Origin of the sequence: Burkholderia glumae LMG 2196 = ATCC 33617, from assembly GCF_000960995.1 — a bacterium.
Taxonomy (GTDB): domain Bacteria; phylum Pseudomonadota; class Gammaproteobacteria; order Burkholderiales; family Burkholderiaceae; genus Burkholderia; species Burkholderia glumae.
In genome coordinates, this window is sequence record NZ_CP009434.1 from 1,099,228 (window position 1) to 1,119,068 (window position 19,841).

The window sequence follows — 19,841 nt, forward strand, 5'->3', positions numbered from 1 at the left end:
ATTCGACACGATGATAGCTCCCAATCTGTTCGACCTGAGCGGCAAGATCGCGCTCGTCAGCGGCGCGAGCCGCGGCATCGGCGAGGAAGCCGCGCGCCTGCTGGCCGCGTTCGGCGCCCATGTGATCGTCGCGAGCCGGCGCATCGACGACTGCCGGCGCGTGGCCGAGGCGATCACGGCCGACGGCGGCTCGGCCGAGGCCGCCGCCTGCCATATCGGCGAGCCCGGCCAGATCGAGGCGCTCTACGCCGGCCTCGACGCGCGCCATGGCCGGCTCGACGTGCTCGTCAACAACGCCGCCGCGAATCCGTACTACGGCCCGATCGTCGATACCGGCCTCGACGCGTTCCAGAAGACCGTCGACGTCAACATCCGCGGCTACTTCTTCATGTCGACGCACGGCGCGCGCCGGATGGCCGCGAACGGCGGCGGCGCGATCGTCAACGTGGCCTCGGTGAACGGCGTGATCCCCGGCGACCAGCAGGGCATCTACTCGATCACGAAGGCCGCCGTGATCTCCATGACGAAGGCGTTCGCGATCGAGTGCGCAGCCGGCGGCGTGCGCTGCAACGCGCTGCTGCCGGGGCTGACCGACACCAAGTTCGCCTCGGCGCTGACCCGCACGCCGGCACTGCTCGAGCGCGTGCTCGCCCATGTGCCGATGCGGCGCGTGGCGCAGCCCTCCGAGATGGCCGGCGCGATCCTGTTCCTCGCCTCGGCCGCGTCGAGCTACACCACGGGCGCCGTGCTGAACGTCGACGGCGGCTATCTGTCGGTATAGTGACGACGCGCGGCGCGGGCGCGCCGCACGAGGCAATCGACAAGGCAAGCGACAACCCAATCGAAACGGGAGGAGCAGGGATGACGACGATCGGAACGCCGCGGCTCGCCGGCAAATGCGCGTTCATCACCGGGGCCACGGGCGGCCTGGGCCAAGCGATGGCACGGCGCATGGCCGAGCACGGCGCGAAGGTGTTCGTGACCGACGTGGCCGCGCGCCAGGAGGCGCTCGCCGCGCTGGCCGCCGAGCTCAACGACGCGGCCGGCGCGCGCGTGGCCTGGGCCGCCGAGCAGGACGTGCGCGACGATGCGCGCTGGCAGGCGCTCGCGGCCGAAGCCCATGCCGCGATGGGCGGGCTGTCGGTGCTCGTCAACAACGCCGGGGTGGGCTCGCTCGGCAGCGTCGAGCAGATCGAGCAGAAAGAGTGGCGGCGCGTGATGGACATCAACGTCGAGAGCATCATCCTCGGCGTGCGCCACGCGTTGCCGTTCCTGCGCGAGAGCCAGCCGGCCTCGATCATCAACGTGTCCTCGGTGGCCGCCTTCAAGCACGAGCCCGAATACACCGCCTACAACGCGTCCAAGGCGGCGGTGGCCTCGCTGACCAAGTCGATCGCCGTCGACTGCGCGCGCAAGCAGACCGGCGTGCGCTGCAATTCGCTGCATCCGTCGTTCATCCGCACCGGCATCGTCGAGCCGTTCTTCCAGCAGCTCGGCGAGCGCGACGCCACGCGCCGGCTGGTGCGCGGCGTGCCGATGGGGCGCCTCGGCGAGCCCGACGACGTGGCCTATGCCGCGCTCTATCTGGCCAGCGACGAGAGCCGCTACGTGACGGGCGCCGAGCTCGTGATCGACGGCGGGCTGTGTGCGATGTGAGGCGCGCGCGCCGCGCATCGCGCGTGGCGCACCGAACCATCCAATCCGTATTCCAGTGAATTTCCAGGAGCCATCATGTCCGACATCATGAACCGCCAGTTGCGCCTGAAGGCGCGCCCCGAAGCGCGCGTGGGCGCCGAACATTTCTCGCTCGTCGAGACGCCGCTGCCCGAGCTGCGCGAGGGCGAGGTGCTGATTCGCGTGCTGTACCTGTCGATGGACCCGACCAACCGCGTCTGGATGAGCGACATTCCGCAGTACCTGCCGCCGGTGGCGATCGGCGAGACCATGCGCGCGCTCGGCATCGGCCGCGTGAGCGCCTCGCGCAGCGAGAAGTTCGCGGTGGGCGACCTGGTGCAGGGGCTGGTGGGCTGGCAGGATTACGCGCACGTGGCGGCCGACGAGGTGCCCAAGCTGCTGAAGCTGCCCGCCGAGCCGGGGCTGCCGCTGCCGACGCTGCTCGGCGCCTGCGGCATGAGCGGGCTGACCGCCTATTACGGGCTGACCGAAATCGCGCCGGTGCAGCCCGGCGAGACGCTGGTGGTGTCGGCGGCGGCGGGCTCGGTGGGCTCGATCGCCGGGCAGATCGGCAAGATCCACGGCGCGCGCGTGGTGGGGATCGCCGGCGGCGAGGAGAAGTGCCGCTACCTGACCGAGACGCTCGGCTTCGACGCGGCCGTCGACTACAAGGCGCCCGACTGGAAGACGGCGCTGAAGGCCGCCACGCCCGACGGCGTCCATGTGAACTTCGAGAACGTGGGCGGCGAGGTGATGCGCGCGGTGCTCTCGCGGATGGTGATCGGCGGGCGCGTGGCGCTGTGCGGCGTGATCTCGAGCTACAACAGCAACGGCGGCCGGGCCGGCGACGATTTCGGCGTGCTGATCTCGAAGCGGCTGACCATGCGCGGCTTCCTGATCCTCGACTACCGCAAGAACCGCGAGGCCATGCAGCAGCTGGCGGGATGGCTGCGCGACGGCCGCCTGAAGGCCGAGGAAACCGTGGCCGAGGGGCTCGAGCACGCGCCGGAGGTGCTGAACCGGCTGTTCGACGGCAGCCATCGCGGCAAGCTCGTGCTGCGCGTGGCCGAGGACGCCTGAAGGGGGCCGGCCTGGCCGCCGCGCGCGGTCAGTGATAGACCGTGGTGGACGACTGCAGCTGCGTGAGCGTGCCGTTGCGCAGGCGGAACCAGCCCTGCGGGCCCTGCATCACTACCGCGTCGCCCTGCCAGAATACGCGCCGCACGGCGAGGCGCCGGCCCGCGCGCTGCACCAGCGGCGGGCGGCGGCGCAAGTCATAGAGCGCGGGGCCCGCGTCGGTCTGCACCAGCAGGCGCACGACCGCGTTGCCGGCCGCGTCGGGCTCGTCGAAATGCACCAGCGCGTCCGCGCCGAAGCGGTCGAACGCCACGCCGCCGCAGCTTGCCACCACGTCGTGCTCGCCGCGCTCGAATTGCAGGGTGCCGCACGGCGCGGCCAGCGGGCCGGGCGCGCTCGACTGGGCCGGTGCGCCGGTGGAAAATGCGGTGGCCGCGAACGCGGCGAGACACCATCGTTTCATGTCGTTTCAGTCCGGGGATGCGTGCCGGCCGGCCCGGCGGGCCTGACGACCGCGCCGGCCGCGCGGCCTTGCCTCAATGCGCGGCGGCCTGCCGGCGGCCGTTGAGCGTCATGGCCACGCCGATCGTGACGGCCGACAGCAGGAACACGATAAAAAAGCCTTCGAACGCGATCGCGCCGTCGAACGCCGCGGGCGCCTTGGCCCGCACCAGCGCGTCGCAGAACGCATGCTGGCCGCAGAGCGAGATGGTGCCCGCCGCCAGGTCGCGGACCATATCGTAGCAGCCGTAGACGGCCAGCACGGTGGCGAGCCCGAGCCCGAGCAGGCGGCGCCAGGCGCGGCGGCGGGCCCGGCCCGGCGCGGCCGGCTGAGGCTGCTGGCGCGCCAGCGCGCGGTGAGTGCGCACGAAGCTCCGGTAGATCAGGAAGCAGAGGCCCAGCCCGAGCAGGCCGTGCGCCGCGGCGAACACCGCGACGGTGGCGAGGTCGCTCCAGTGCTGGGCCGCGCGTATCTTCAGCAGCATGCCCCAGAGCAGCGAGAACCCGACGACGGTGCCGAAGATGACGAAATCGGTCATCAGGCAATAGGTCAACACGCGATTGTTCATGCCGCTGTCCCCGGGGCGATGGATTTTCGAATCGTTTCCAGGCCATACGATCCGCCTGTTCACCACGGCTTGTCAATCGGCGCGCGCGGGCCCGTGAAAAGCGGCGCGGGGCGCGGGCTCGCCGCCACCGGCGGGCCGGCTGCCGCACCTGATCGGCGCGCGTCAGCCTGCGTTGCGCAGCGGCCGGAAGAACGCGCGGATCTCCTCGACCAGCAACGCCGGCTGCTCCAGCGCCGCGAAGTGCCCGCCGCGCGGCATCGCGGTCCAGCGCCGCACCTCGAACACGCGTTCGAGCCACGAGCGCGGCGGCGTCGGCAGTTCGCGCGGAAACGCGGCCATGCCGAGCGGCGGGAGCACGCGCTCCTGGGCATGGAACGCGAGCGGACGCGCGCGATTCTCCTTGTAGATGCGAAACGAGGCGTCGAGCATGCCGCCGAACCAGTAGATCGAGATGCCGGTCAGCAGCGCGTCGAGCGTGAAGACGCGCTCGAGCTCGCCGTCGCAGTCGCTCCAGGCGCGGAATTTCTCGACCATCCAGGCCGCGAGGCCGAGCGGCGAATCCGTCATCGCATAGGCCAGCGTCTGCGGCCGGGTGGCTTGCTCGGCCGCGTAGGCGCCTTCGCTGGCCGACCACGCCGCGGCGGTATCGAGGTAGGCCTGCTCGGCGCCCGTCACGGGCGGCAGGCCGGCGCCGAGCGGCGGCCGGTAGCTGCCGGGAACGTAGTGCAGATGCAGGCCGGCCAACTGCTCGGGAAAGCGGCGCGCGAGCCACATCGAGACCGCCGCGCCGATGTCGCCGCCCTGCGCGGCGAAGCGTTCATAGCCCAGCGTCTGCATCAGCGTGCGCCACAGGCCGGCGACGCGCCAGGCGCTCATGCCGGGGCCGGCCGGCGGCGCGGAGAAGCCGAAGCCGGGCAGCGACGGCACCACCACATGGAACGCGTCGGCCGCGTCGCCGCCGTGCGCGGCGGGGTCGGCGAGCATCGGAATCACGTGCTCCATCTCGACGAACGAGCCGGGCCAGCCGTGCGTGAGCAGCAGCGGCAGCGGCGCCGGCCCGGTGCCGCGCTGGTGGACGAAATGGATGTCGAGGCCGTCGAGGTTCGCCCGATAGTGGGGCAGGCGGTTCAGCCGCGCCTCCTGCGCGCGCCAGTCGAAGCGGTGCAGCCAGTGGTCGGCCAGCCGCCGCATGAACGCGAGGCTCGCGCCGTCGTCCCAGCGCTCGGCATCGAGCGCGGCGGGCAGGCGCGTGGCACGCAGGCGCTGGCGCAGGTCGTCGAGCTGCGCTTGCGGGATGTCGATCCGGAAGGCTCGCGGGGTCATGGCGCGGTTCCTGTCTCGTCACGATGCGGTGGCGTGGGGGCCGGGGCGGCGAGTCATGGTAGCCCAATGCGGGCCTGCCGGCCGGACGCGCTACGCCGCCGCCGACGGGTCCGCCAGGCTCGACGTGCTCAGGTCCGCCGGCATCGTTTCGCTCGGCGCCCCCGGCAGCGACAGCACGCAGTTCTGCTCGCATTGCCAGGCGATCGCGGCGTCGTAGCCGCACAGTGCCGGATCGGCGCACGGAAACCCGTCGGGCGCGCAGGTGTAGGCGTGCGTATCGGTTCGTCCCACCTTCCAGGCCCAGATGCGGCCGTCGCAGGGCGGCTGCACGCCGGCGAGAATCGCCGCCATCGCGCCGGCCAGGCCATGCGAGCAGTAGATGCCCGGCTGGTAGCCGGCGGCGTTCACGGCCGCTGCCCACGCCGCCAGATAGTCCTTCGAGCCGGCACTGAGCGCGCTGCCGTCCTCCCAGTCGATGAACACATAGCTGCACGCAGGAAAGCCCTCGTCGTGCATCAGCTGCACGGCGGCCAGGCCGTCCGTGCTGCCCTGTGCGCCGGACACATGGTGCGAGCCCGGGCCGATGGTCTGCTGGCCGAGAAAGATCGGCAGCAGGCCCCAGCCCTGCGCCACCAGCGCGGCGCGCTTGCCCATCCAGCTCCGGTCGGCATGGCTGGGCGCGGGGGCGAGATAGTAGCCGCACCACTCCAGGTTGGTGTTGGACCTGAGCCATTGAAGCTGCGCGAGCCCCGGGAACTGGTCGGTATCGAATCCCGCATGGAAATTCATCGTGTGCTCTACTGGTTTGATCAGTAAAACGAAATGACGGGCTCGGGGCGCAGCGCGCGTTCAAGCTCGGCAGCGGCGCAGCGGTGCGCGGACCGGGCCGCTAGACGAGGCGCACGAGCGCGGGGGCCACGCTCGCGAGGCTGCGCATGACCGCCGCCACGGCGTTGTGCGCGGCGGCCGCGCCGATCGCCGGTTCGGCGAGCAGCACGTTGCGCAGCGCGTCCCGATACTGGCTCGCCAGCAATTGCACCTCGTCGCCCGTCAGTTCCTGTTCGTGCTCGGCGATGTATTGGGCCGCGGCCGTCAATTCGGCGATGTGGGGCGGCGCGCTGTCGGCAACCGCGTCCCAGGCGTCCGCGAGGCTGGCGCGCGCGGCCCGGGTGGCGTCGTCGAGGATGGTGTTCCAGTTGGTGATCATGACGTGGGGCTCCTGGCAGGGGTCAGCGGGCCGGCGCGCCGTGCTTCAGCGCCAGCTGGTAGGTGGTGAGGGTGGCAAGCTGGGCGTTCAGCAGTTGCAGCTCGGCGGCGAGCAATGGCGCGTCGAGCGTGTTCTGCCGGCGATGCAGGCGGCGCAGGCGGTCGATCTGGTCGCCGAGGCTGGCGAGCGTCGTGGCGATGTCCTGGTTCGAGCGGCCGGGGGCGGCGCCGATCCGGATCCGCAGCTCGGCCAGTTCCGCCTCGATCGCGGCGTAGAAGCCGGCATCGTAGGCAATGGCGCCAGCGCCGTCCTCGGCCTGGATGCGCCAGGCGATCATGCGGGAATCGATGTCGCGCGTCAGCGTCTCGAGCTGCTGGTCCGCGCGCACGTCATAGGCAATCGGACTGCATCCGCCGCCGGTCGCGCAACAGAGCACGAAACAAAAGAGGGCATGCCGTTTCATGGTCGTTCGTTCTCGGAAATTCATATCACCGGACCCAGTCTAGGGACCGGCGATATTCAGGTCTTGAACGAACCGATTGTCCTCGGGATTTTTTCGCGAATGCGCTGCGTGAAAGGCTGTCGAAATAAGCGGGTTTGACAATAAGCACCGAGCGGATGGCCCGCGCGACGGTGAAATGCGCCCGTGCCAGCGCAATCAAAATGAGCCGGCGCCTTGGCTGCCGGGGCTTGCGGGGGGGGGGGCCGCTGCGGAGCCGGATCAATTAATTTCGCGCTAAATCATCACATCCGACGAATCCATTCGCTGCGGAAACCGCATTTTCGTGAAGGTGGTACGTTTGCGCGCGAATACCCTGTGTGCCATATCCATTGGTTTCTTCAAGCTTTGCCCGCGCTCAATTCATAGACTTTGCCCCAAGACATCGCCGCAACCAAAACCCGCCGCATGTCGATTCCTTCGCCGATATCGGTGAATCCATTCCGACTTACACAAGGAGCTGCAAATGGCATTTCCCACCTCCGTGAACGATCAAATCACCGATTCGGTCACGCAAGCCAACACGAAGGTGCTGGGCGACGCGCCGGCGATGGCGATGGGCAATCTCTACCAGGCCACCGCGCAGGCGCTCGCCAACGCCGCGCACAACGCCACCAACGCACAGCAGCAGAGCTACGTGACCTCGCAGTCGTCCACCACGATGGGCGTGGCCACGCTCTACGCGATCGACACGGCCACCGACGGCATCGCCACCAGCCAGATCCTGAAGACCGGCGTGAAGGGCCTCGGCTGATCCGCCGGGATCCTTGTTACCCAACGCTTAATCCAGGAGACCACACATGGCCTTTCCCACCGCAGTCAACAGCCAGATCACCGATTCGGTCACGCAGGCGAACACCAAGGTGCTCGGCGACGCTCCCGCGATCGCCATGGGCAACCTGTTCCAGGCCACGGCGCAGGCACTCGCCAACGCCGCGCACAACGCCACCAACGCGCAGCAGCAGAGCTACGTGACGGCGCAGGCGGCCACCACGATGGGCGTGGCCACGCTCTACGCGATCGACACGGCCGCCGACGGCATCGCCACCTCGAAGATCCTCAAGAGCTGAGTAGCGACGCAGTCGTTCTCGTTCCACGCAAAGGAGTCACACCATGGCATTTCCGACCGCCGTCAACGACCAGATCACCGATTCGGTCACGCAGGCCAACACCAAGGTGCTGGGCGACGCCCCGGCCATCGCGATGGGCAACCTGTTCCAGGCCACGGCGCAGGCGCTCGCCAACGCCGCGCACAACGCCACCAACGCGCAGCAGCAGAGCTACGTGACCTCGCAGGCGGCCACCACGATGGGTGTGGCCACGCTCTACGCGATCGACACGGCCGCCGACGGCAGCGCCACCACGAAGATCCTCAACAGCTGAGTAGTCTCGCAGTCGTATCCATCCCACTGAAGAAAGGAGTCACACCATGGCATTTCCGACCGCCGTCAACGACCAGATCACCGATTCGATCACGCAGGCCAACACCAAGGTGCTGGGCGACGCCCCGGCCATCGCGATGGGCAATCTGTTCCAGGCCACGGCGCAGGCGCTCGCCAACGCCGCGCACAACGCCACCAACGCGCAGCAGCAGAGCTACGTGACGGCGCAGACGGCCACCACGATGGGCGTCGCGACGCTGTATTCGATCGATACGGCCAGCACCGGCGTGGCGACGACGAAGATCCTCAACGCCTAACGCCTAGCGCCTACCAGGAGCCGCCCTCATGGCCTTCCCGACCACCGTCAACGATCAGATCACCGATTCGGTCACGCAGTCCAACGTTCAGGTGCTGGGCGTCGCCGCCAGCATCGCGATGGGCAATCTCTACCAGGCCACGGCGCAGGCGCTCGCCAACGCCGCGCACAACGCGACCATGGCGCAGCAGCAGATGTACGTGACCGCGCAGGCCGCGACGACCATGGGCGTCTCGCTGCTGTATTCGCTGGACACGAGTGCGAGCGGCTTGGCGGCGGCGAAGGTTCTCGCCGCCGCCTGAGGCCGGCCCCCCTTTCTCTTGAAACGGAGCAATCAAGATGGCTTTTCCTACCGCAGTCAACAGCCAGGTCACCGATTCGGTTTCCGAGGCCAATACCGAGGTCGTGGGCACCGCGCCGGCGGTTGCCATGGGCAACCTGTTCGTCGCCACCGGCCAGGCGCTGTCGAATGCCGCGCACAACGCCACCAACAACCAGAACCAGTCCTACGTGACGCTGCAGACCAGCACCATGCAGGGCGTCTCGACGCTGCTGGGGATGGACACGGCCACCACGGGGGTCGTCTCGCAGAAGATCCTCGGCCTGGTCTGACGTCCGCGGGGCGCCATGCGAGCGCGCGGCCCGGCCATGACGCCCACCGGCCGACGCCGCCGCGATCATGAGCCGCGCCGCACCGGACGGGCTGCCGATCGCGCTGGTGCCTTGCGCCGCCATGGGCATGACGTATCTGGCCATGGCCGACAGCATCGCGCTGGCGATGGCCAACGCCGTCGCCAGCCAGCAGCGCGGGCAGGTGCTGGGCGAAGCGGCGCTGGCGCAGGTGCTCGCGAAGATACTGGCGTCGGCCGCAGGCGGGCAGTCGCCGTGATGGATCAACCTCATTGAATGGAACGGAACATGAGCAACGTGCCTGATACGGTCAACAGTCAGATCATCGATGCCAACGCCAGCATCGTTACGCTCGCCACCGGGCAGGCGCCGGCACAGGCGTTCGGCATGCTGGACGCGGTGCTGCTGGAAACGCTCGGCATCGCGATGTACAACGCGGTCAACCGGCAGCAGGGCTCCGGCATGATGAGCGCGGCCGCCGTCACGACGGCCTGCGCGAAGATGCTGAGCGTGCCGTTCGACCTCGCGCCGCCGCCGCCGCCCGCCGTCGAGCCGCCGCCGGGCGTCGAGCCGCTGCCCGGGCCGCCCGCGCCAACCGATCCCGCCGCCATGGTGGCCGCGGCGAATGCCCAGGCCCAGGCCGCGCTGGCCACGCTGCAGACCCAGGCGCAGCTCGCGCAGCTCACGGCCACGCAGGCGCAGCAGGACATGCAGAACCTGTCGACCAAGCTGCAGGGCGGCGTGGCGTCCGCCTCCCCCTCGTCGGGCAAGTCGGGCACGTCCGGCACGTCCGGCACGCCGGCCTCGGCCGATAGCTCGGGTTCCGCGAGCGCGGCGGCGCCGCCGAGCACGTCGGCCTCGACTGGCGCCCCGGCGTCGTCGAGCACCTCGGCTTCGACCGGGTCCTAGGAAGCCGGCCGGGCCCGAACCGACAATCGTCCGGCAATGGCGAGACATGAGCGCCGGCGCCGAATTCGTCATCGCAGTGATGCCGCGATCCGGCAGCAGTCCGGCGCGATGCCCAAGCTACGGAGTTATCGATGAGTACCCCGAATGTGAATCCCCAAGTGGTCGATGTGATCAACCAGTCGCAGTTGGCGACGATGAGCCCGCAGGTGGTGCTCACGAGCGGCGCCGGCAAGGCCTACCAGGCAGTCGCGCAATCGTCGGCCATCGCGATCCAGGACGCCACCGACGCGCTGCGCAACATCGCCACGATCGCCACCACGGCGGCCGGCGTGGCCATGGCGCAGCTGCTCGCCACCGGCGACCAGAAATACGTCACGGTGCTGCAGCAGGCGCAGTCGCTCGTCACGACCGCATCGAGCGATTTCGGCCAGATCAGCAGCACTGCGGCGGCGCTGCTCAAAGAATTCCCCGCAGGCTGACCGACGACGGAGACGTTTCCATGACGCTGCATATCGCTGCGAGCCAAATCCAGCAGCCCTCCCGACTTTCCGCTTCGGCGCGCTCCTGCCTGAGCCTGATCGACGGCGGCATCCAATGGCTGCAATGGGCGATCCAGTCGCCGGCGCAGCATTTCAGGCTGCCCGACGAAACCCAGATGCTGTGCGCCGTGCAGCAGGGCCTGCATGGCGATCCGTTTTGCCTGCTGCCGGTGTCGGAGCTGCTGGTGAGCCCGGCCAAGCTGATGACCATGGGCGGCAACGACCTGCAGACGCTGACGAGCGTCGAGGCGCAGGGGACGGCCAAGCCCGACCCGGTGCTGGAAAACCAGCTGGCGAGCCTGCTGGCGCGCCATCGGCTGGTGCGCCGCGCCGACATCGCCGCGCTGCCGACCTGGCTGGGCCAGCTCGGCATCGACACCAGCCCGGTGTTCCAGTGCCTGTCGCTCGACGACGCCGTTGCGCTGGTCGAGCTGATGCGCACCGTGCCGAGCCAACGCAGCGCCGACGCCAACGCGGCGCCGGATACGCCGGCCGAGACCCGGGCCTCGGCCGCGTTTGCCGCCGCCGAGGCGCGCACGCCGATGGAGTTCGTCGACTACATGCGCTTCCATCAGGTGCTGTCGGCCCGCAACCTCGCGGCGCAGGCGCAGACGCTGCTGCACGCCACGCTGCCCGAGCTGTTCGGCAGCCTCGAAGGGCCGCAACTGCGCGGCCTGCCGACGCCCGACACGGTCGTGCAGGTGGTGCGCGACTGGTACGCGCAATCGCGCCAGCTCGGCTTTTCGCGGCTCTCGCTCGGCGCGCTGCGCATGGTTCAGCGCACCGGCTATCCGGGCGGCAGCGAGCCCGACGTGCGGACCGCGCTGTGGCGCTACACCACGGCGGCGCAGATCCTGCTGTCCTCGGCCACCAGCGTTTCCGCGCGGATGGGGCAGGACGGTCGCACCTGCAGCTACGAGCTGCGCCGCGGCACGCAGGTCGCGGTGCTGTGCCTCGACAGGCACGGCGTGATCTCGCTCGACGATTTCATCGCCGACACGTCGCCCGCCACGCAGTCCGGCGGTACGTCGGGCGCGCCGGGCGCGGCGCCGGCTTCCGGCGGCAAGCGCGCCGGCACGAGCGGCGGTGCGCAGCCGCAGACGGCTGCGTCGCCGAGCGCGGCGCTCGATGATTTCGCACTCGGGTACGCGGCATGACTCTCTCCCTATTCCGAAAGGCCAGCATGAGCAAAACCAGTTCCGCCAGTCAGAAGCCGCCGGCATCGACGCCGGCCCCCACGGCACCGGCTACGAAGCCGCCGCCGCCACCGCCGCCGCCGCCGCCGTCCGCCTCGCCGGCGCCGTCTGCATCGCCTCCATCGGCCGCGTCGCCGGCCGCTGCCGCGCCGGCCGCCGTGCCGGATCCGTATGCCGCCATCGCGGCGGCGACCCAGCAGGCGCAGGCCGCGCTCGACGGCGCGCAGCAGCTGGTGGAGGCGAACATCCGGCAGTACGAGAGCGCCATGGCGCAGGCGATGCAGGCCGCCCAGCAGCAGATCACCCAGGCGATGCAGGTCACCGAGCAGCAGCTCACGCAAGTGACGCAGAAGCTGGCATCGGCCGCGGCCGGCGCGGCGGGCGGGGTGCCGGCCGCGATGGCGGCCACCCAAGGCAGCGATCGGAGCGTGCAGGACGCGGTGGCGGGCGCCGGCGGCCCGGCTGCGGCTTCGAGCCCCGCGCCGGGCACGGGCCGGAGCCGCCGGAGCTGAGGCGCGCGCACCCGGCCGGCACGAGCCGGCGACGGAGCGGGAGGCCGGTGCGGCGGCGCGTCTGGCGCGATCGCGGGGCTGCCCGCCGCGCCAACGCCGCGGCGCCCGCCCCCGGCGGCCGAACGGCCGCGCGGGGCGGGCGCGGGCGTCACACTTCGATCACCAGCGCGCGCCGGCGACGTGATTGTCTTGGGAGTTGCCGCCGTGCGAGGGCGACCGGCATGGTTGCCCGCATTCGCATGGTCTGGCCGGAGCTGCCGTTCGATGTGAGAGAGCTCGAACGGAATCAAATGAATCATGCCGACGTCGTCGCGTGAACTGTTCTGCACTCCGGAACGTCGTGACGCGATCGGTAGGAAGCGTGTTACGGGGCCATATGATGAAGACGCAGCTTGAGTACGAGAGACCAAGGCAGATCATTTCGGAGACGAATGCGATGTTGCCTTTGCCTACCACGGACGAACTGGAATCCCTCTGGCAAGAATCGGTCGCGCAAGGCGGCGACAACGGCACGTTCCTTTCCACGCTGCTCGCCAACGTGAAGGGCTGGCTGCCGGTCAGCGAGATCATCCTGACCGTGGAGCCGGGGGGCGCGGGCAGCTGGGTGACGCCCGTCTCGGCGGCCCAGCCGCCGCTGTGCTGGTCGGCCAGCGGCATGGCCTGCGGCGCCGGCACGCTCGCCGAGCGCGCCGCCGAGACGCTCGTGCTGCGCTTCGCCGGGCGCCGTCTCGGCACCCTGCAGCTGTTCTGGCTGCCGGGCGCGGGCGCCGACGCGAACAGCTCGGCACTGGTTGCCGAACTGGTGCGGCGCCTGCGCTGGGTGGTGCTGCGGCACACGTTTCATGCGGCCAACCTCGGGCCGATGGCGCGCTCGACGCTTTGGGTGGGCGCGGGCCGCGCGATCCAGCGCTTCACCGAGCATCTCGAGGTGGCCGTGCGCAGCCATTTCCCGGTCTACATCGCCGGCGAGTTCGGCACCGATCCGAGCTCGGTGGCGGGCGCGCTGCACGTGTTCCGCTGCGGCGTCGATGCGCCGTTCGTCGAGATCCGCGGCGCGCATCCCGAAGGCTCGCCGGCCGAATGGTTCGCGCGCGCCAAGGGCGGCACGCTCTACATCAACGGCATCCAGGACATGGATCCGGCGCTGTTGTGCGAACTGCCCGGCTATCTGCCGTCGCGGCTCGGGCAGTGGGCGAGCTCGCCCGCCAAGGGCGAGAGCTGCCATCTGGTTTCGTCGGGGCTCGCGCGCGCCGAGCAACTGATGGAGGCGCCGGCGCTGCCGCGCGCGCTGATGGCCGAGCTCAGTCTCGTCGAGCTTCACGTGCCGCCGCTGCGCGCGCGCATCGACGATCTGCGCGCGCTGTTCTCGCACGTCTGCCAGTGCGTCGGTCACGACATCGAGCTGCATTGCGACGACGATGCCTGGCAGTCGCTCGAACGCCGCGCCTGGCCGGAAAACCAGCTCGAACTGACGCGGCTGGCCGCGCAGCTGGCGCTGTCGGTGCAGGACCGCAGCGTGCGGCTCAGCGACCTCGCACCCGCGGCGGCGCCGGTCGCCTTGCTGCTGGCCCCGGCCGTGCAGGACGCGGCAGCGCCCGCGGACGATGCGCCCGCCGCCGCCGGCGAGGACGCCGCGAGCGGCGAGCGCGCCGACGCGCGAGCGCTGCCACGCAGCGCCGCCTCCTGGGCGCAGTACGTGCTGCAGGCCGAGCATGGCGCGGGCGGCGAGGTGGAGGCGATGCTGCCGCGGGCGCTGGTGCGCGCGCTGCGCCATCTCGCGGCGCACTACTGCGATCCGCTGACCCAGCCCGATCTCGCCTCCGCTGCGTGCACCAGCGCCTCGCACCTCACGGCGCTGTTCCGGCGGCATCTCGGCGTCAACTTCAAGACCCTGCTCCAGCACATGCGCGTGCAGCGCGCGCGCGACCTGCTCTGCGAATCGCGCATGGTGCGCGTGTCCGACGTCGCGATCCGGCTCGGCTTCGCCGATCTCAGCCACTTCGAGCGCTGCTTCAAGCGGATCACCGGCTGCAGCCCGAGGGAATACCGGATGCGATTCGCGCCGTGACGAGGCGCGCGCCCGGCCGGCCCCGTGCTGCGGCGCACGGCCGGTCCGCCGCTGCCGGCGGGCGCGTGCCCGGTTGCCGCCGAGGCAAAAAAAAGCCACGGATTGCTCCGTGGCGATAATTGTCCAGTCAAGAGGGGGGGATGACTGGGGTCTGGCCGCCTCAGATCACCGGGTGCCGGGGTGGCCGGGAGGATGATCGCGAGACGGGTCCCATTCTTCTGCCCCTGCGCCCGCGAGTCAATTTCCGGCAGTTAAGCGCGATTAGGAAGACTTACGAAGTCTTTCCGAAACGAGGGCGCGCCGCCGGCCGGCGGCAGCGCCCGAACGCCGCCGCGCCCGGCTCGGGCACCGCCGCAGGTGCCGTGGCCGTCCGCGCCGGTTCGCCGCCCCGGCTTCGACGATATTTCGGCATCTCACCGAAACTTGCCGCTGCTGCCTTTCGATTGGATCGCCTCGTTCTTTCGGCAGGGTACTGCGCGATTTCGAAATGATATAACATATCGATCTGGTACTTTTCTTCCCCCCGTAAGCCGGCCGGCGCTCGCGCGGCGGGACTCTTTCAATCGAGGGCCCGTCGCGCGTTTAAAATGATACGTTATATCGTGTCGAAATCGCCGGCATGCGCGCGGAGGCTCCTTCACGACAACGCTCGATCACCATGCGCGACTCCGCTCGTTTGCCATCCCGCCTTTCGCCCCGCTCCGCCTCGCGGGTTTCGCCCCGGAGCCGGTCCTGCCTGCCGCCTTGCCGCGCCGCGCGCGGGCTGCCGCCGCTGACGCTGATGTTCTTGGCCAGCCTCGCCCATGCGCAATCGGCCGCCGGATCCGCGGCCGCGCCGGCCATCGTCACGCCCACGCCCACGCTCGCGCCGGTCTTCGTGACCGCGAATCCGACCGGCGACACCGAACTGATTTCGCCTACCGCCTCGATCGGCGGCGACGCGCTCGCGCAGCGCCGCGCGAATTCGCTCGGCGCGACGCTCGACGGCCTGCCCGGCGTGTCCACCACGACCTACGGGCCGATGGTGGGGCGCCCGATCATCCGCGGCATGGACGGCGACCGGATCCGGCTGTTGCAGAACGGCGTCGCGTCCTACGATGCCTCGTCGCTGTCCTACGACCACGCGGTGCCGCAGAATCCGCTGTCGATCGAGCGCGTCGAGATCGTGCGCGGGCCGGCCGCGCTGCTCTACGGCGGCAACGCGATCGGCGGCGTGGTCAACACCATCGACAACCGGATTCCGCGCGAAGCGCTGACGGGCGTGTCGGGTGCCGCCGATGCCAGCTACGGCGGTGCGAACGACGCTCGGGCGGGCGCGGCGCTGGTGGAAGGCGGCAACGGCCGCTTCGCGTTCCATGTCGACGCGTTCGACGACGAGGCCGGCAAGCTGCGGATTCCCGGCTTCGCGCGCTCGGCTCGGCTGCGCGCGCTCGACGGCCCCGACGTCGCGCAGCCCTCGGGCAGCCTGCCGAACAGCGACGGCCGCTCGCACGGCGGCGCGGCGGGTGGCTCGTACACCTGGGCGGACGGCTATGCGGGCCTGTCGTACAGCGGCTTCGAGTCGAACTATGGCTCGGTGGCCGAGAGCGATGTGCGCCTGCGCATGCGCCAGCAGCGGCTGGCCGCGTCGTCCGAGATCCGCAACCTTGCCGGGCCGATCTCGCGGCTGAGATTCGACTTCGGCTACAGCGACTACCAGCACAAGGAAATCGATGACGGCCAGACCGCCACCACGTTCCGCAATCACGGCTACGAGTTCCGTGCCGAGGCGCGCCATCGCAAAGTCGGGCCGTTCGAGGGCGCGTTCGGCGTGCAGGCCTCGCAGAACACGTTCTCGGCGCTCGGCGACGAGGCACTCGTGCCCACCACGCAGACCACCAATGTCGCGCTGTTCGGCCTCGAGCAGTGGCAGGCCACGCAGGCGCTGAAGCTGAGCCTGGGCGGCCGCCTCGAGCACGTGAAAATCGATCCGACGCCGGGCGGCAACGCGCGCTTCGCCGGTGCCGAAGCGCGCGGCTTCACCGCCGGCAGCGCATCGTTCGGCGCGCTCTACAAGCTCGCTCCGCTCTGGTCGGTGGCGGGCAGCGTGTCGTACACCGAACGCGCGCCCACCTTCTACGAGCTCTACGCGAACGGCCCGCACGACGCGACCGGCCAGTACCTGATCGGCAATTCGTCGGCGCGCAAAGAAAAGGCCGTCTCCACCGATCTCTCGCTGCGCTACGCGAGCGGGCCGAACAAGGGCAGCATCGGCGTGTTCTATACGCGCTTTTCGAACTACCTGACCGAATTCGACACCGGCCGGCTCGTCGACGACGAGGGCGAGCCGGTCGCGCCGGGCACCGGCGACGCGCTCGATGAAGCCGTCTACCGCGGCGTGCGCGCCGAGTTCTATGGCTTCGAATCGAGCGGCAAGTGGCGCGTGTTCGAAAAGGGCGCCCACACGCTCGATCTCGAGCTGGCCGGTGACTACACGCATGCGCGCAATGCCGAGACGGGCGAGCCGCTGCCGCGCATCTCGCCGCTGCGCGCGACGCTCGCGGCCGACTACGGCTATGGCCCGTTCGGTGCGCGCGCGCAGCTCACGCACGCCTGGTCACAGCACCGCGTGCCCGAGAACGATCTGGCCACCAGCGGCTACACCTCGCTCGGCGTGGTGCTGACCTACCGCTTCCACGTCGGCGCCACGCGCTGGCTCGCCTACCTGCGCGGCGACAACCTCGGCAATCAGGACATCCGGCTCGCCAGTTCGGTGGTGCGCGATTTCGCGCCGGAAGGCGGGCGCAGCGTGATGGCGGGCCTGCGCACCACGTTCTGACGCGACCGCGGGCGGCTGGCCCGCTGGCGGGGATTCGCGCGGCGCCGCGCAGGTCGTGCCGGCACGGCGCCGCAAGTTCGGTAAGATGGCACGCGCAGAAAGCCGATCACGGCAAGCAACCGCCCACGGCGCCTCGGCTCGCGAGCGCACCGGCGGCCATGCCGGATCACTGTTCCTCCGCCTTATCTTCCGGGATCGATATGACGAGACGAAGCACGACGGGACGACGCGCGATGCGCGCCTGCCTGGGTACCTGCCTGAGCGCCGTGCTGCTGGGCGTGGCCGGCGCGAGCCTGGCCGCGCCGCTCTGCCAGACGCAGACGCAGGGCAGCCACACCTCGAAGCTCTGCATCGAGCAGACGCCGTTCAAGCACGACTACTACACGCTCTGGGTGGACGACGCGCCCGTCTTCATGCTGCCCGACGACTACGTCGAGAACGTCTCGCTCACGCACACCGTGCCCGAGGACGATTCGAACGAGTTTCCGCTGTCGAAGCAGGGCATGCACAGCGTGGCGATCACGGGCGGCTGCCGTCCGCTCGTCGAATTGCAGGGCGCTGGCAGCGCCGCGGTCAGCGTGGAGACGGGGCGCGTCTGCTCGTTCGTCTGGGGCCAGCAGGCGCTGGTGAAGGACATGCGCTTCCGGTTCGAATAATGCGCCCGGACGGCCGGCCGCCTGTCGCGCCTTCGCGCGTGGCGGGTGCGGCGGGCCGTTCGTTCGACAGGCCGTGCGCACGGCCGCGCAGGCGCCACGGCGAGGGCCGCGGCGGGTCGCCGGCCGTCAGCCGCCGGCCTGATCGGCGCGCGCGAAGATATCCCAGCTCGCCATGAACAGCGCGGCCACCAGCGGCCCGATCACGAAGCCGTTGATGCCGAACAGCGCCATGCCGCCGAGCGTCGAGATCAGCACGACCCAGTCCGGCATCTTGGTGTCCTTGCCGACCAGGATCGGGCGCAGCAGGTTGTCGACGAGGCCGATCACGCCGACGCAGAACACGACCAGGATCACGCATTTCCAGATCTGGCCGGTCACCGCGAAATAGACCGCGGCCGGCGCCCACACGAGCCCCGCGCCGATCGCCGGCAGCAGCGACAGGAACGCCATCAGCGAGCCCCACAGCAGCGCACCCTCGATGCCGAGAATCCAGAAGATCACGCCGCCCAGCGCGCCCTGCACGAGCGCGACGGCGATGTTGCCCTTCACGGTGGCGCGCACCACCGTCGTGAACTTGCTCAGCAGCAGGTGCTTGTGGTCCTCGTCGAGCGGCAGCGCGCGGCGTACACGGCGGCCGATCTCGCCGCCGTCGCGCAGCAGGAAGAACACCAGATAGAGCATGACGCCGAAGCTGACCACGAACTGGAACGTGTTCTGGCCGATGCTGAACGCCTGCGTGGCCACGAACTGGCTGATCGCCGCCGCGCCGTCGGTCAGCTTCTTCTGGATGCCGGCGATGTCGGCCAGCCCGTAGCTGTGCAGCACGCGCTGCAGCGAGGTCGGCAGCGCATGCACGACCTGCTGCAGATAGAGCGTCATGTTCGGCTGCGAGGTCTTGACCTGCTGGTACACGTAGGCGATTTCCTGCACCAGCGTGGCGGCCACGAACGTCAGCGGCAGGATCACGATCAGCACGATCGCCGAGAGCGTGACGAGCGCGGCGAGGTTGCGGCGCTTGCCGAAGTGCGCCGCGAGCCAGCGCTGCACGGGCTGGAACAGGATGGCGAGTATCGTGCCCCAGAAGATCGCGCCGAAGAATGGAATCAGAATCCAGCAGAAGCCGATCGTCACGACGGTCAGCAGGAACTGGAAGAATTTTTGATGGTCTTTCGCGCTTTCCATGTGGCGCCCGAACGGCAGGTGAGGAACCCGCGCCGGCACCAGGCCGGGCGCGCGTCCCGATGGGTATGGGAGTGACGTGAGTATGCCTGCAACCGCGGCGCGAGGGTAGCGGCGCCGGGGCCGCGCCGCGCGCGGGCAATAAAAAACGCCGCGGCGTGAGCCGCGGCGTTGCGAGGCGCAGTCCGCTTACGGATTGATGCGCGTGACCTTGGTGCCGTTGACCGACAGGTCGCCCATCAGGCCGGCGTTGGTCAGCACGATGGCCTCGATCGGCGACTGCACCGTATTCGAGTCGATCGCGCCGTTCGCGCCGACCTTCAAGACCGCCACCGACGCGTCGGCGCCTGCCGACCAGCCGTCCGTGCTGCGGAATTTGTCGAGCGCTTCCTGCGTCATGAACAGGAAGATGACCGCCTTCGATTGCGCGCCGGCCTGCAGGCCGAGCGACAGCGACGAGGTGTTGTAGTAGCCGACCGTGCTGCCGCCCACGCGCAGGGCGCCGTTGCCGGTCTGGGCGCCGACGATGAAGCCGGCCTGCAGCACGCTCGGGAACACCAGCACGCCGCGCGACTTGGCGACCAGCTCGCGTGAGCCCGGCACCGTCGAGTACAGGCGCGAGAGCGTTGCGTCGACGCTCGCGTTGATCGCCTGACGCTTCGACGAGTTCTCGGCGGCGGTCGACTTTTCGTTCGGCGGCGTGGTGGTGCAGCCGGTCAGGGCGAGGCTGCCGACTACCAGGGCGGCCGCGGCCTTCATCACAAATGCTTGACGCATGGTTTTTTC

At 69.8% G+C, this 19,841-nt stretch carries 25 protein-coding genes; 17 read left to right on the plus strand and 8 right to left on the minus strand.

What is annotated here, in order from left to right; genetic code table 11:
- Positions 1–10 precede the first annotated feature (10 nt).
- The 3 genes from KS03_RS05980 to KS03_RS05990 all read left to right on the plus strand — a co-directional run bounded on the left by KS03_RS05980 (position 11) and on the right by KS03_RS05990 (position 2,754).
- Positions 11–781: an SDR family oxidoreductase gene (locus KS03_RS05980; protein WP_015877700.1), complete on the plus strand. Its 771-nt coding sequence runs from the start codon at positions 11–13 to the stop codon at positions 779–781.
- A gap of 80 nt (positions 782–861) precedes the next feature.
- On the plus strand, positions 862–1,656 hold the full coding sequence (locus tag KS03_RS05985) for an SDR family oxidoreductase (RefSeq protein ID WP_015877699.1): 795 nt from the start codon (positions 862–864) through the stop codon (positions 1,654–1,656).
- 75 nt (positions 1,657–1,731) lie between these two features.
- Complete coding sequence (locus tag KS03_RS05990) at positions 1,732–2,754, plus strand: NADP-dependent oxidoreductase (protein WP_015877698.1); 1,023 nt, start codon at positions 1,732–1,734, stop codon at positions 2,752–2,754.
- A gap of 28 nt (positions 2,755–2,782) precedes the next feature.
- On the opposite strand, the gene KS03_RS05995 is transcribed toward KS03_RS05990, so the two are convergent.
- The 6 genes from KS03_RS05995 to KS03_RS06020 form a co-directional block, all read right to left on the minus strand.
- Positions 2,783–3,214 carry a hypothetical protein gene (locus tag KS03_RS05995; protein ID WP_015877697.1) on the minus strand — a complete coding sequence of 144 codons (432 nt, stop codon included), beginning with the start codon at positions 3,212–3,214 and terminating at the stop codon, positions 2,783–2,785.
- A gap of 73 nt (positions 3,215–3,287) precedes the next feature.
- Positions 3,288–3,821, minus strand: a complete 534-nt coding sequence (locus tag KS03_RS06000; RefSeq protein ID WP_035981610.1) for a hypothetical protein — start codon at positions 3,819–3,821, stop codon at positions 3,288–3,290.
- A gap of 162 nt (positions 3,822–3,983) precedes the next feature.
- Positions 3,984–5,144, minus strand: coding sequence for an epoxide hydrolase family protein (locus tag KS03_RS06005; protein WP_015877696.1), 1,161 nt, complete (start codon positions 5,142–5,144; stop codon positions 3,984–3,986).
- Between the two features lie 90 nt (positions 5,145–5,234).
- The gene (locus KS03_RS06010) at positions 5,235–5,933 is read right to left on the minus strand and encodes a glycoside hydrolase domain-containing protein (RefSeq protein WP_015877695.1); all 699 of its coding nucleotides are present in this window, start codon (positions 5,931–5,933) and stop codon (positions 5,235–5,237) included.
- 100 nt (positions 5,934–6,033) lie between these two features.
- The gene (locus tag KS03_RS06015) at positions 6,034–6,351 is read right to left on the minus strand and encodes a hypothetical protein (protein ID WP_017433030.1); all 318 of its coding nucleotides are present in this window, start codon (positions 6,349–6,351) and stop codon (positions 6,034–6,036) included.
- A 22-nt stretch (positions 6,352–6,373) separates the two neighbouring features.
- Complete coding sequence (locus KS03_RS06020) at positions 6,374–6,814, minus strand: hypothetical protein (RefSeq protein WP_017433031.1); 441 nt, start codon at positions 6,812–6,814, stop codon at positions 6,374–6,376.
- A 502-nt stretch (positions 6,815–7,316) separates the two neighbouring features.
- Between KS03_RS06020 and KS03_RS06025 the strand changes: the two genes are divergently transcribed.
- From KS03_RS06025 to KS03_RS06090, 14 genes are all read left to right on the plus strand, one after another.
- A complete protein-coding gene (locus KS03_RS06025) occupies positions 7,317–7,604 on the plus strand; it encodes a RebB family R body protein (protein WP_015877694.1) in 288 nt (95 codons plus the stop codon).
- A 46-nt stretch (positions 7,605–7,650) separates the two neighbouring features.
- Positions 7,651–7,920 (plus strand): RebB family R body protein, encoded by a 270-nt coding sequence (locus tag KS03_RS06030; protein ID WP_015877693.1) that lies wholly within the window; start codon positions 7,651–7,653, stop codon positions 7,918–7,920.
- Positions 7,921–7,963: 43 nt separating this feature from the next.
- Positions 7,964–8,233, plus strand: coding sequence for a RebB family R body protein (locus KS03_RS06035; protein ID WP_015877692.1), 270 nt, complete (start codon positions 7,964–7,966; stop codon positions 8,231–8,233).
- A gap of 46 nt (positions 8,234–8,279) precedes the next feature.
- Positions 8,280–8,549 carry a RebB family R body protein gene (locus KS03_RS06040; RefSeq protein WP_015877691.1) on the plus strand — a complete coding sequence of 90 codons (270 nt, stop codon included), beginning with the start codon at positions 8,280–8,282 and terminating at the stop codon, positions 8,547–8,549.
- A 28-nt stretch (positions 8,550–8,577) separates the two neighbouring features.
- On the plus strand, positions 8,578–8,850 hold the full coding sequence (locus KS03_RS06045; RefSeq protein WP_015877690.1) for a RebB family R body protein: 273 nt from the start codon (positions 8,578–8,580) through the stop codon (positions 8,848–8,850).
- Between the two features lie 37 nt (positions 8,851–8,887).
- The gene (locus KS03_RS06050; protein ID WP_015877689.1) at positions 8,888–9,160 is read left to right on the plus strand and encodes a RebB family R body protein; all 273 of its coding nucleotides are present in this window, start codon (positions 8,888–8,890) and stop codon (positions 9,158–9,160) included.
- 67 nt (positions 9,161–9,227) lie between these two features.
- Positions 9,228–9,437 (plus strand): RebB family R body protein, encoded by a 210-nt coding sequence (locus tag KS03_RS06055; RefSeq protein WP_015877688.1) that lies wholly within the window; start codon positions 9,228–9,230, stop codon positions 9,435–9,437.
- A gap of 29 nt (positions 9,438–9,466) precedes the next feature.
- Entirely contained in the window at positions 9,467–10,087 is a 621-nt protein-coding gene (locus KS03_RS06060; protein ID WP_017423224.1) for a RebB family R body protein, read from the plus strand.
- 131 nt (positions 10,088–10,218) lie between these two features.
- Positions 10,219–10,566: a hypothetical protein gene (locus tag KS03_RS06065; RefSeq protein WP_015877686.1), complete on the plus strand. Its 348-nt coding sequence runs from the start codon at positions 10,219–10,221 to the stop codon at positions 10,564–10,566.
- Positions 10,567–10,586: 20 nt separating this feature from the next.
- On the plus strand, positions 10,587–11,783 hold the full coding sequence (locus tag KS03_RS06070; RefSeq protein WP_015877685.1) for a hypothetical protein: 1,197 nt from the start codon (positions 10,587–10,589) through the stop codon (positions 11,781–11,783).
- A gap of 197 nt (positions 11,784–11,980) precedes the next feature.
- Positions 11,981–12,334, plus strand: coding sequence for a hypothetical protein (locus KS03_RS06075; RefSeq protein ID WP_035979740.1), 354 nt, complete (start codon positions 11,981–11,983; stop codon positions 12,332–12,334).
- A 436-nt stretch (positions 12,335–12,770) separates the two neighbouring features.
- The gene (locus KS03_RS06080; RefSeq protein ID WP_015877684.1) at positions 12,771–14,402 is read left to right on the plus strand and encodes a helix-turn-helix domain-containing protein; all 1,632 of its coding nucleotides are present in this window, start codon (positions 12,771–12,773) and stop codon (positions 14,400–14,402) included.
- Positions 14,403–15,183: 781 nt separating this feature from the next.
- Positions 15,184–17,220, plus strand: coding sequence for a TonB-dependent receptor (locus KS03_RS06085; RefSeq protein WP_015877683.1), 2,037 nt, complete (start codon positions 15,184–15,186; stop codon positions 17,218–17,220).
- 233 nt (positions 17,221–17,453) lie between these two features.
- Complete coding sequence (locus KS03_RS06090) at positions 17,454–17,876, plus strand: hypothetical protein (RefSeq protein ID WP_015877682.1); 423 nt, start codon at positions 17,454–17,456, stop codon at positions 17,874–17,876.
- A 126-nt stretch (positions 17,877–18,002) separates the two neighbouring features.
- Here the strand turns inward: KS03_RS06090 and KS03_RS06095 are convergent, their stop codons facing one another.
- A complete protein-coding gene (locus tag KS03_RS06095) occupies positions 18,003–19,058 on the minus strand; it encodes an AI-2E family transporter (RefSeq protein ID WP_026051775.1) in 1,056 nt (351 codons plus the stop codon).
- A gap of 186 nt (positions 19,059–19,244) precedes the next feature.
- Positions 19,245–19,832 (minus strand): BPSL1445 family SYLF domain-containing lipoprotein, encoded by a 588-nt coding sequence (locus KS03_RS06100; protein ID WP_015877680.1) that lies wholly within the window; start codon positions 19,830–19,832, stop codon positions 19,245–19,247.
- Positions 19,833–19,841: the final 9 nt, after the last annotated feature.

What these genes read in the sequence shown, in the direction of transcription:
- KS03_RS05980 (WP_015877700.1), top strand. Translation starts at nt 11, where the DNA reads ATGATAGCTCCCAATCTGTTCGACCTGAGCGGCAAGATCGCGCTCGTC.
- KS03_RS05985 (WP_015877699.1), top strand. Translation starts at nt 862, where the DNA reads ATGACGACGATCGGAACGCCGCGGCTCGCCGGCAAATGCGCGTTCATC.
- KS03_RS05990 (WP_015877698.1), top strand. Translation starts at nt 1,732, where the DNA reads ATGTCCGACATCATGAACCGCCAGTTGCGCCTGAAGGCGCGCCCCGAA.
- KS03_RS05995 (WP_015877697.1), bottom strand. Translation starts at nt 3,214, where the DNA reads ATGAAACGATGGTGTCTCGCCGCGTTCGCGGCCACCGCATTTTCCACC.
- KS03_RS06000 (WP_035981610.1), bottom strand. Translation starts at nt 3,821, where the DNA reads ATGAACAATCGCGTGTTGACCTATTGCCTGATGACCGATTTCGTCATC.
- KS03_RS06005 (WP_015877696.1), bottom strand. Translation starts at nt 5,144, where the DNA reads ATGACCCCGCGAGCCTTCCGGATCGACATCCCGCAAGCGCAGCTCGAC.
- KS03_RS06010 (WP_015877695.1), bottom strand. Translation starts at nt 5,933, where the DNA reads ATGAATTTCCATGCGGGATTCGATACCGACCAGTTCCCGGGGCTCGCG.
- KS03_RS06015 (WP_017433030.1), bottom strand. Translation starts at nt 6,351, where the DNA reads ATGATCACCAACTGGAACACCATCCTCGACGACGCCACCCGGGCCGCG.
- KS03_RS06020 (WP_017433031.1), bottom strand. Translation starts at nt 6,814, where the DNA reads ATGAAACGGCATGCCCTCTTTTGTTTCGTGCTCTGTTGCGCGACCGGC.
- KS03_RS06025 (WP_015877694.1), top strand. Translation starts at nt 7,317, where the DNA reads ATGGCATTTCCCACCTCCGTGAACGATCAAATCACCGATTCGGTCACG.
- KS03_RS06030 (WP_015877693.1), top strand. Translation starts at nt 7,651, where the DNA reads ATGGCCTTTCCCACCGCAGTCAACAGCCAGATCACCGATTCGGTCACG.
- KS03_RS06035 (WP_015877692.1), top strand. Translation starts at nt 7,964, where the DNA reads ATGGCATTTCCGACCGCCGTCAACGACCAGATCACCGATTCGGTCACG.
- KS03_RS06040 (WP_015877691.1), top strand. Translation starts at nt 8,280, where the DNA reads ATGGCATTTCCGACCGCCGTCAACGACCAGATCACCGATTCGATCACG.
- KS03_RS06045 (WP_015877690.1), top strand. Translation starts at nt 8,578, where the DNA reads ATGGCCTTCCCGACCACCGTCAACGATCAGATCACCGATTCGGTCACG.
- KS03_RS06050 (WP_015877689.1), top strand. Translation starts at nt 8,888, where the DNA reads ATGGCTTTTCCTACCGCAGTCAACAGCCAGGTCACCGATTCGGTTTCC.
- KS03_RS06055 (WP_015877688.1), top strand. Translation starts at nt 9,228, where the DNA reads ATGAGCCGCGCCGCACCGGACGGGCTGCCGATCGCGCTGGTGCCTTGC.
- KS03_RS06060 (WP_017423224.1), top strand. Translation starts at nt 9,467, where the DNA reads ATGAGCAACGTGCCTGATACGGTCAACAGTCAGATCATCGATGCCAAC.
- KS03_RS06065 (WP_015877686.1), top strand. Translation starts at nt 10,219, where the DNA reads ATGAGTACCCCGAATGTGAATCCCCAAGTGGTCGATGTGATCAACCAG.
- KS03_RS06070 (WP_015877685.1), top strand. Translation starts at nt 10,587, where the DNA reads ATGACGCTGCATATCGCTGCGAGCCAAATCCAGCAGCCCTCCCGACTT.
- KS03_RS06080 (WP_015877684.1), top strand. Translation starts at nt 12,771, where the DNA reads ATGTTGCCTTTGCCTACCACGGACGAACTGGAATCCCTCTGGCAAGAA.
- KS03_RS06085 (WP_015877683.1), top strand. Translation starts at nt 15,184, where the DNA reads ATGTTCTTGGCCAGCCTCGCCCATGCGCAATCGGCCGCCGGATCCGCG.
- KS03_RS06090 (WP_015877682.1), top strand. Translation starts at nt 17,454, where the DNA reads ATGCGCGCCTGCCTGGGTACCTGCCTGAGCGCCGTGCTGCTGGGCGTG.
- KS03_RS06095 (WP_026051775.1), bottom strand. Translation starts at nt 19,058, where the DNA reads ATGGAAAGCGCGAAAGACCATCAAAAATTCTTCCAGTTCCTGCTGACC.
- KS03_RS06100 (WP_015877680.1), bottom strand. Translation starts at nt 19,832, where the DNA reads ATGCGTCAAGCATTTGTGATGAAGGCCGCGGCCGCCCTGGTAGTCGGC.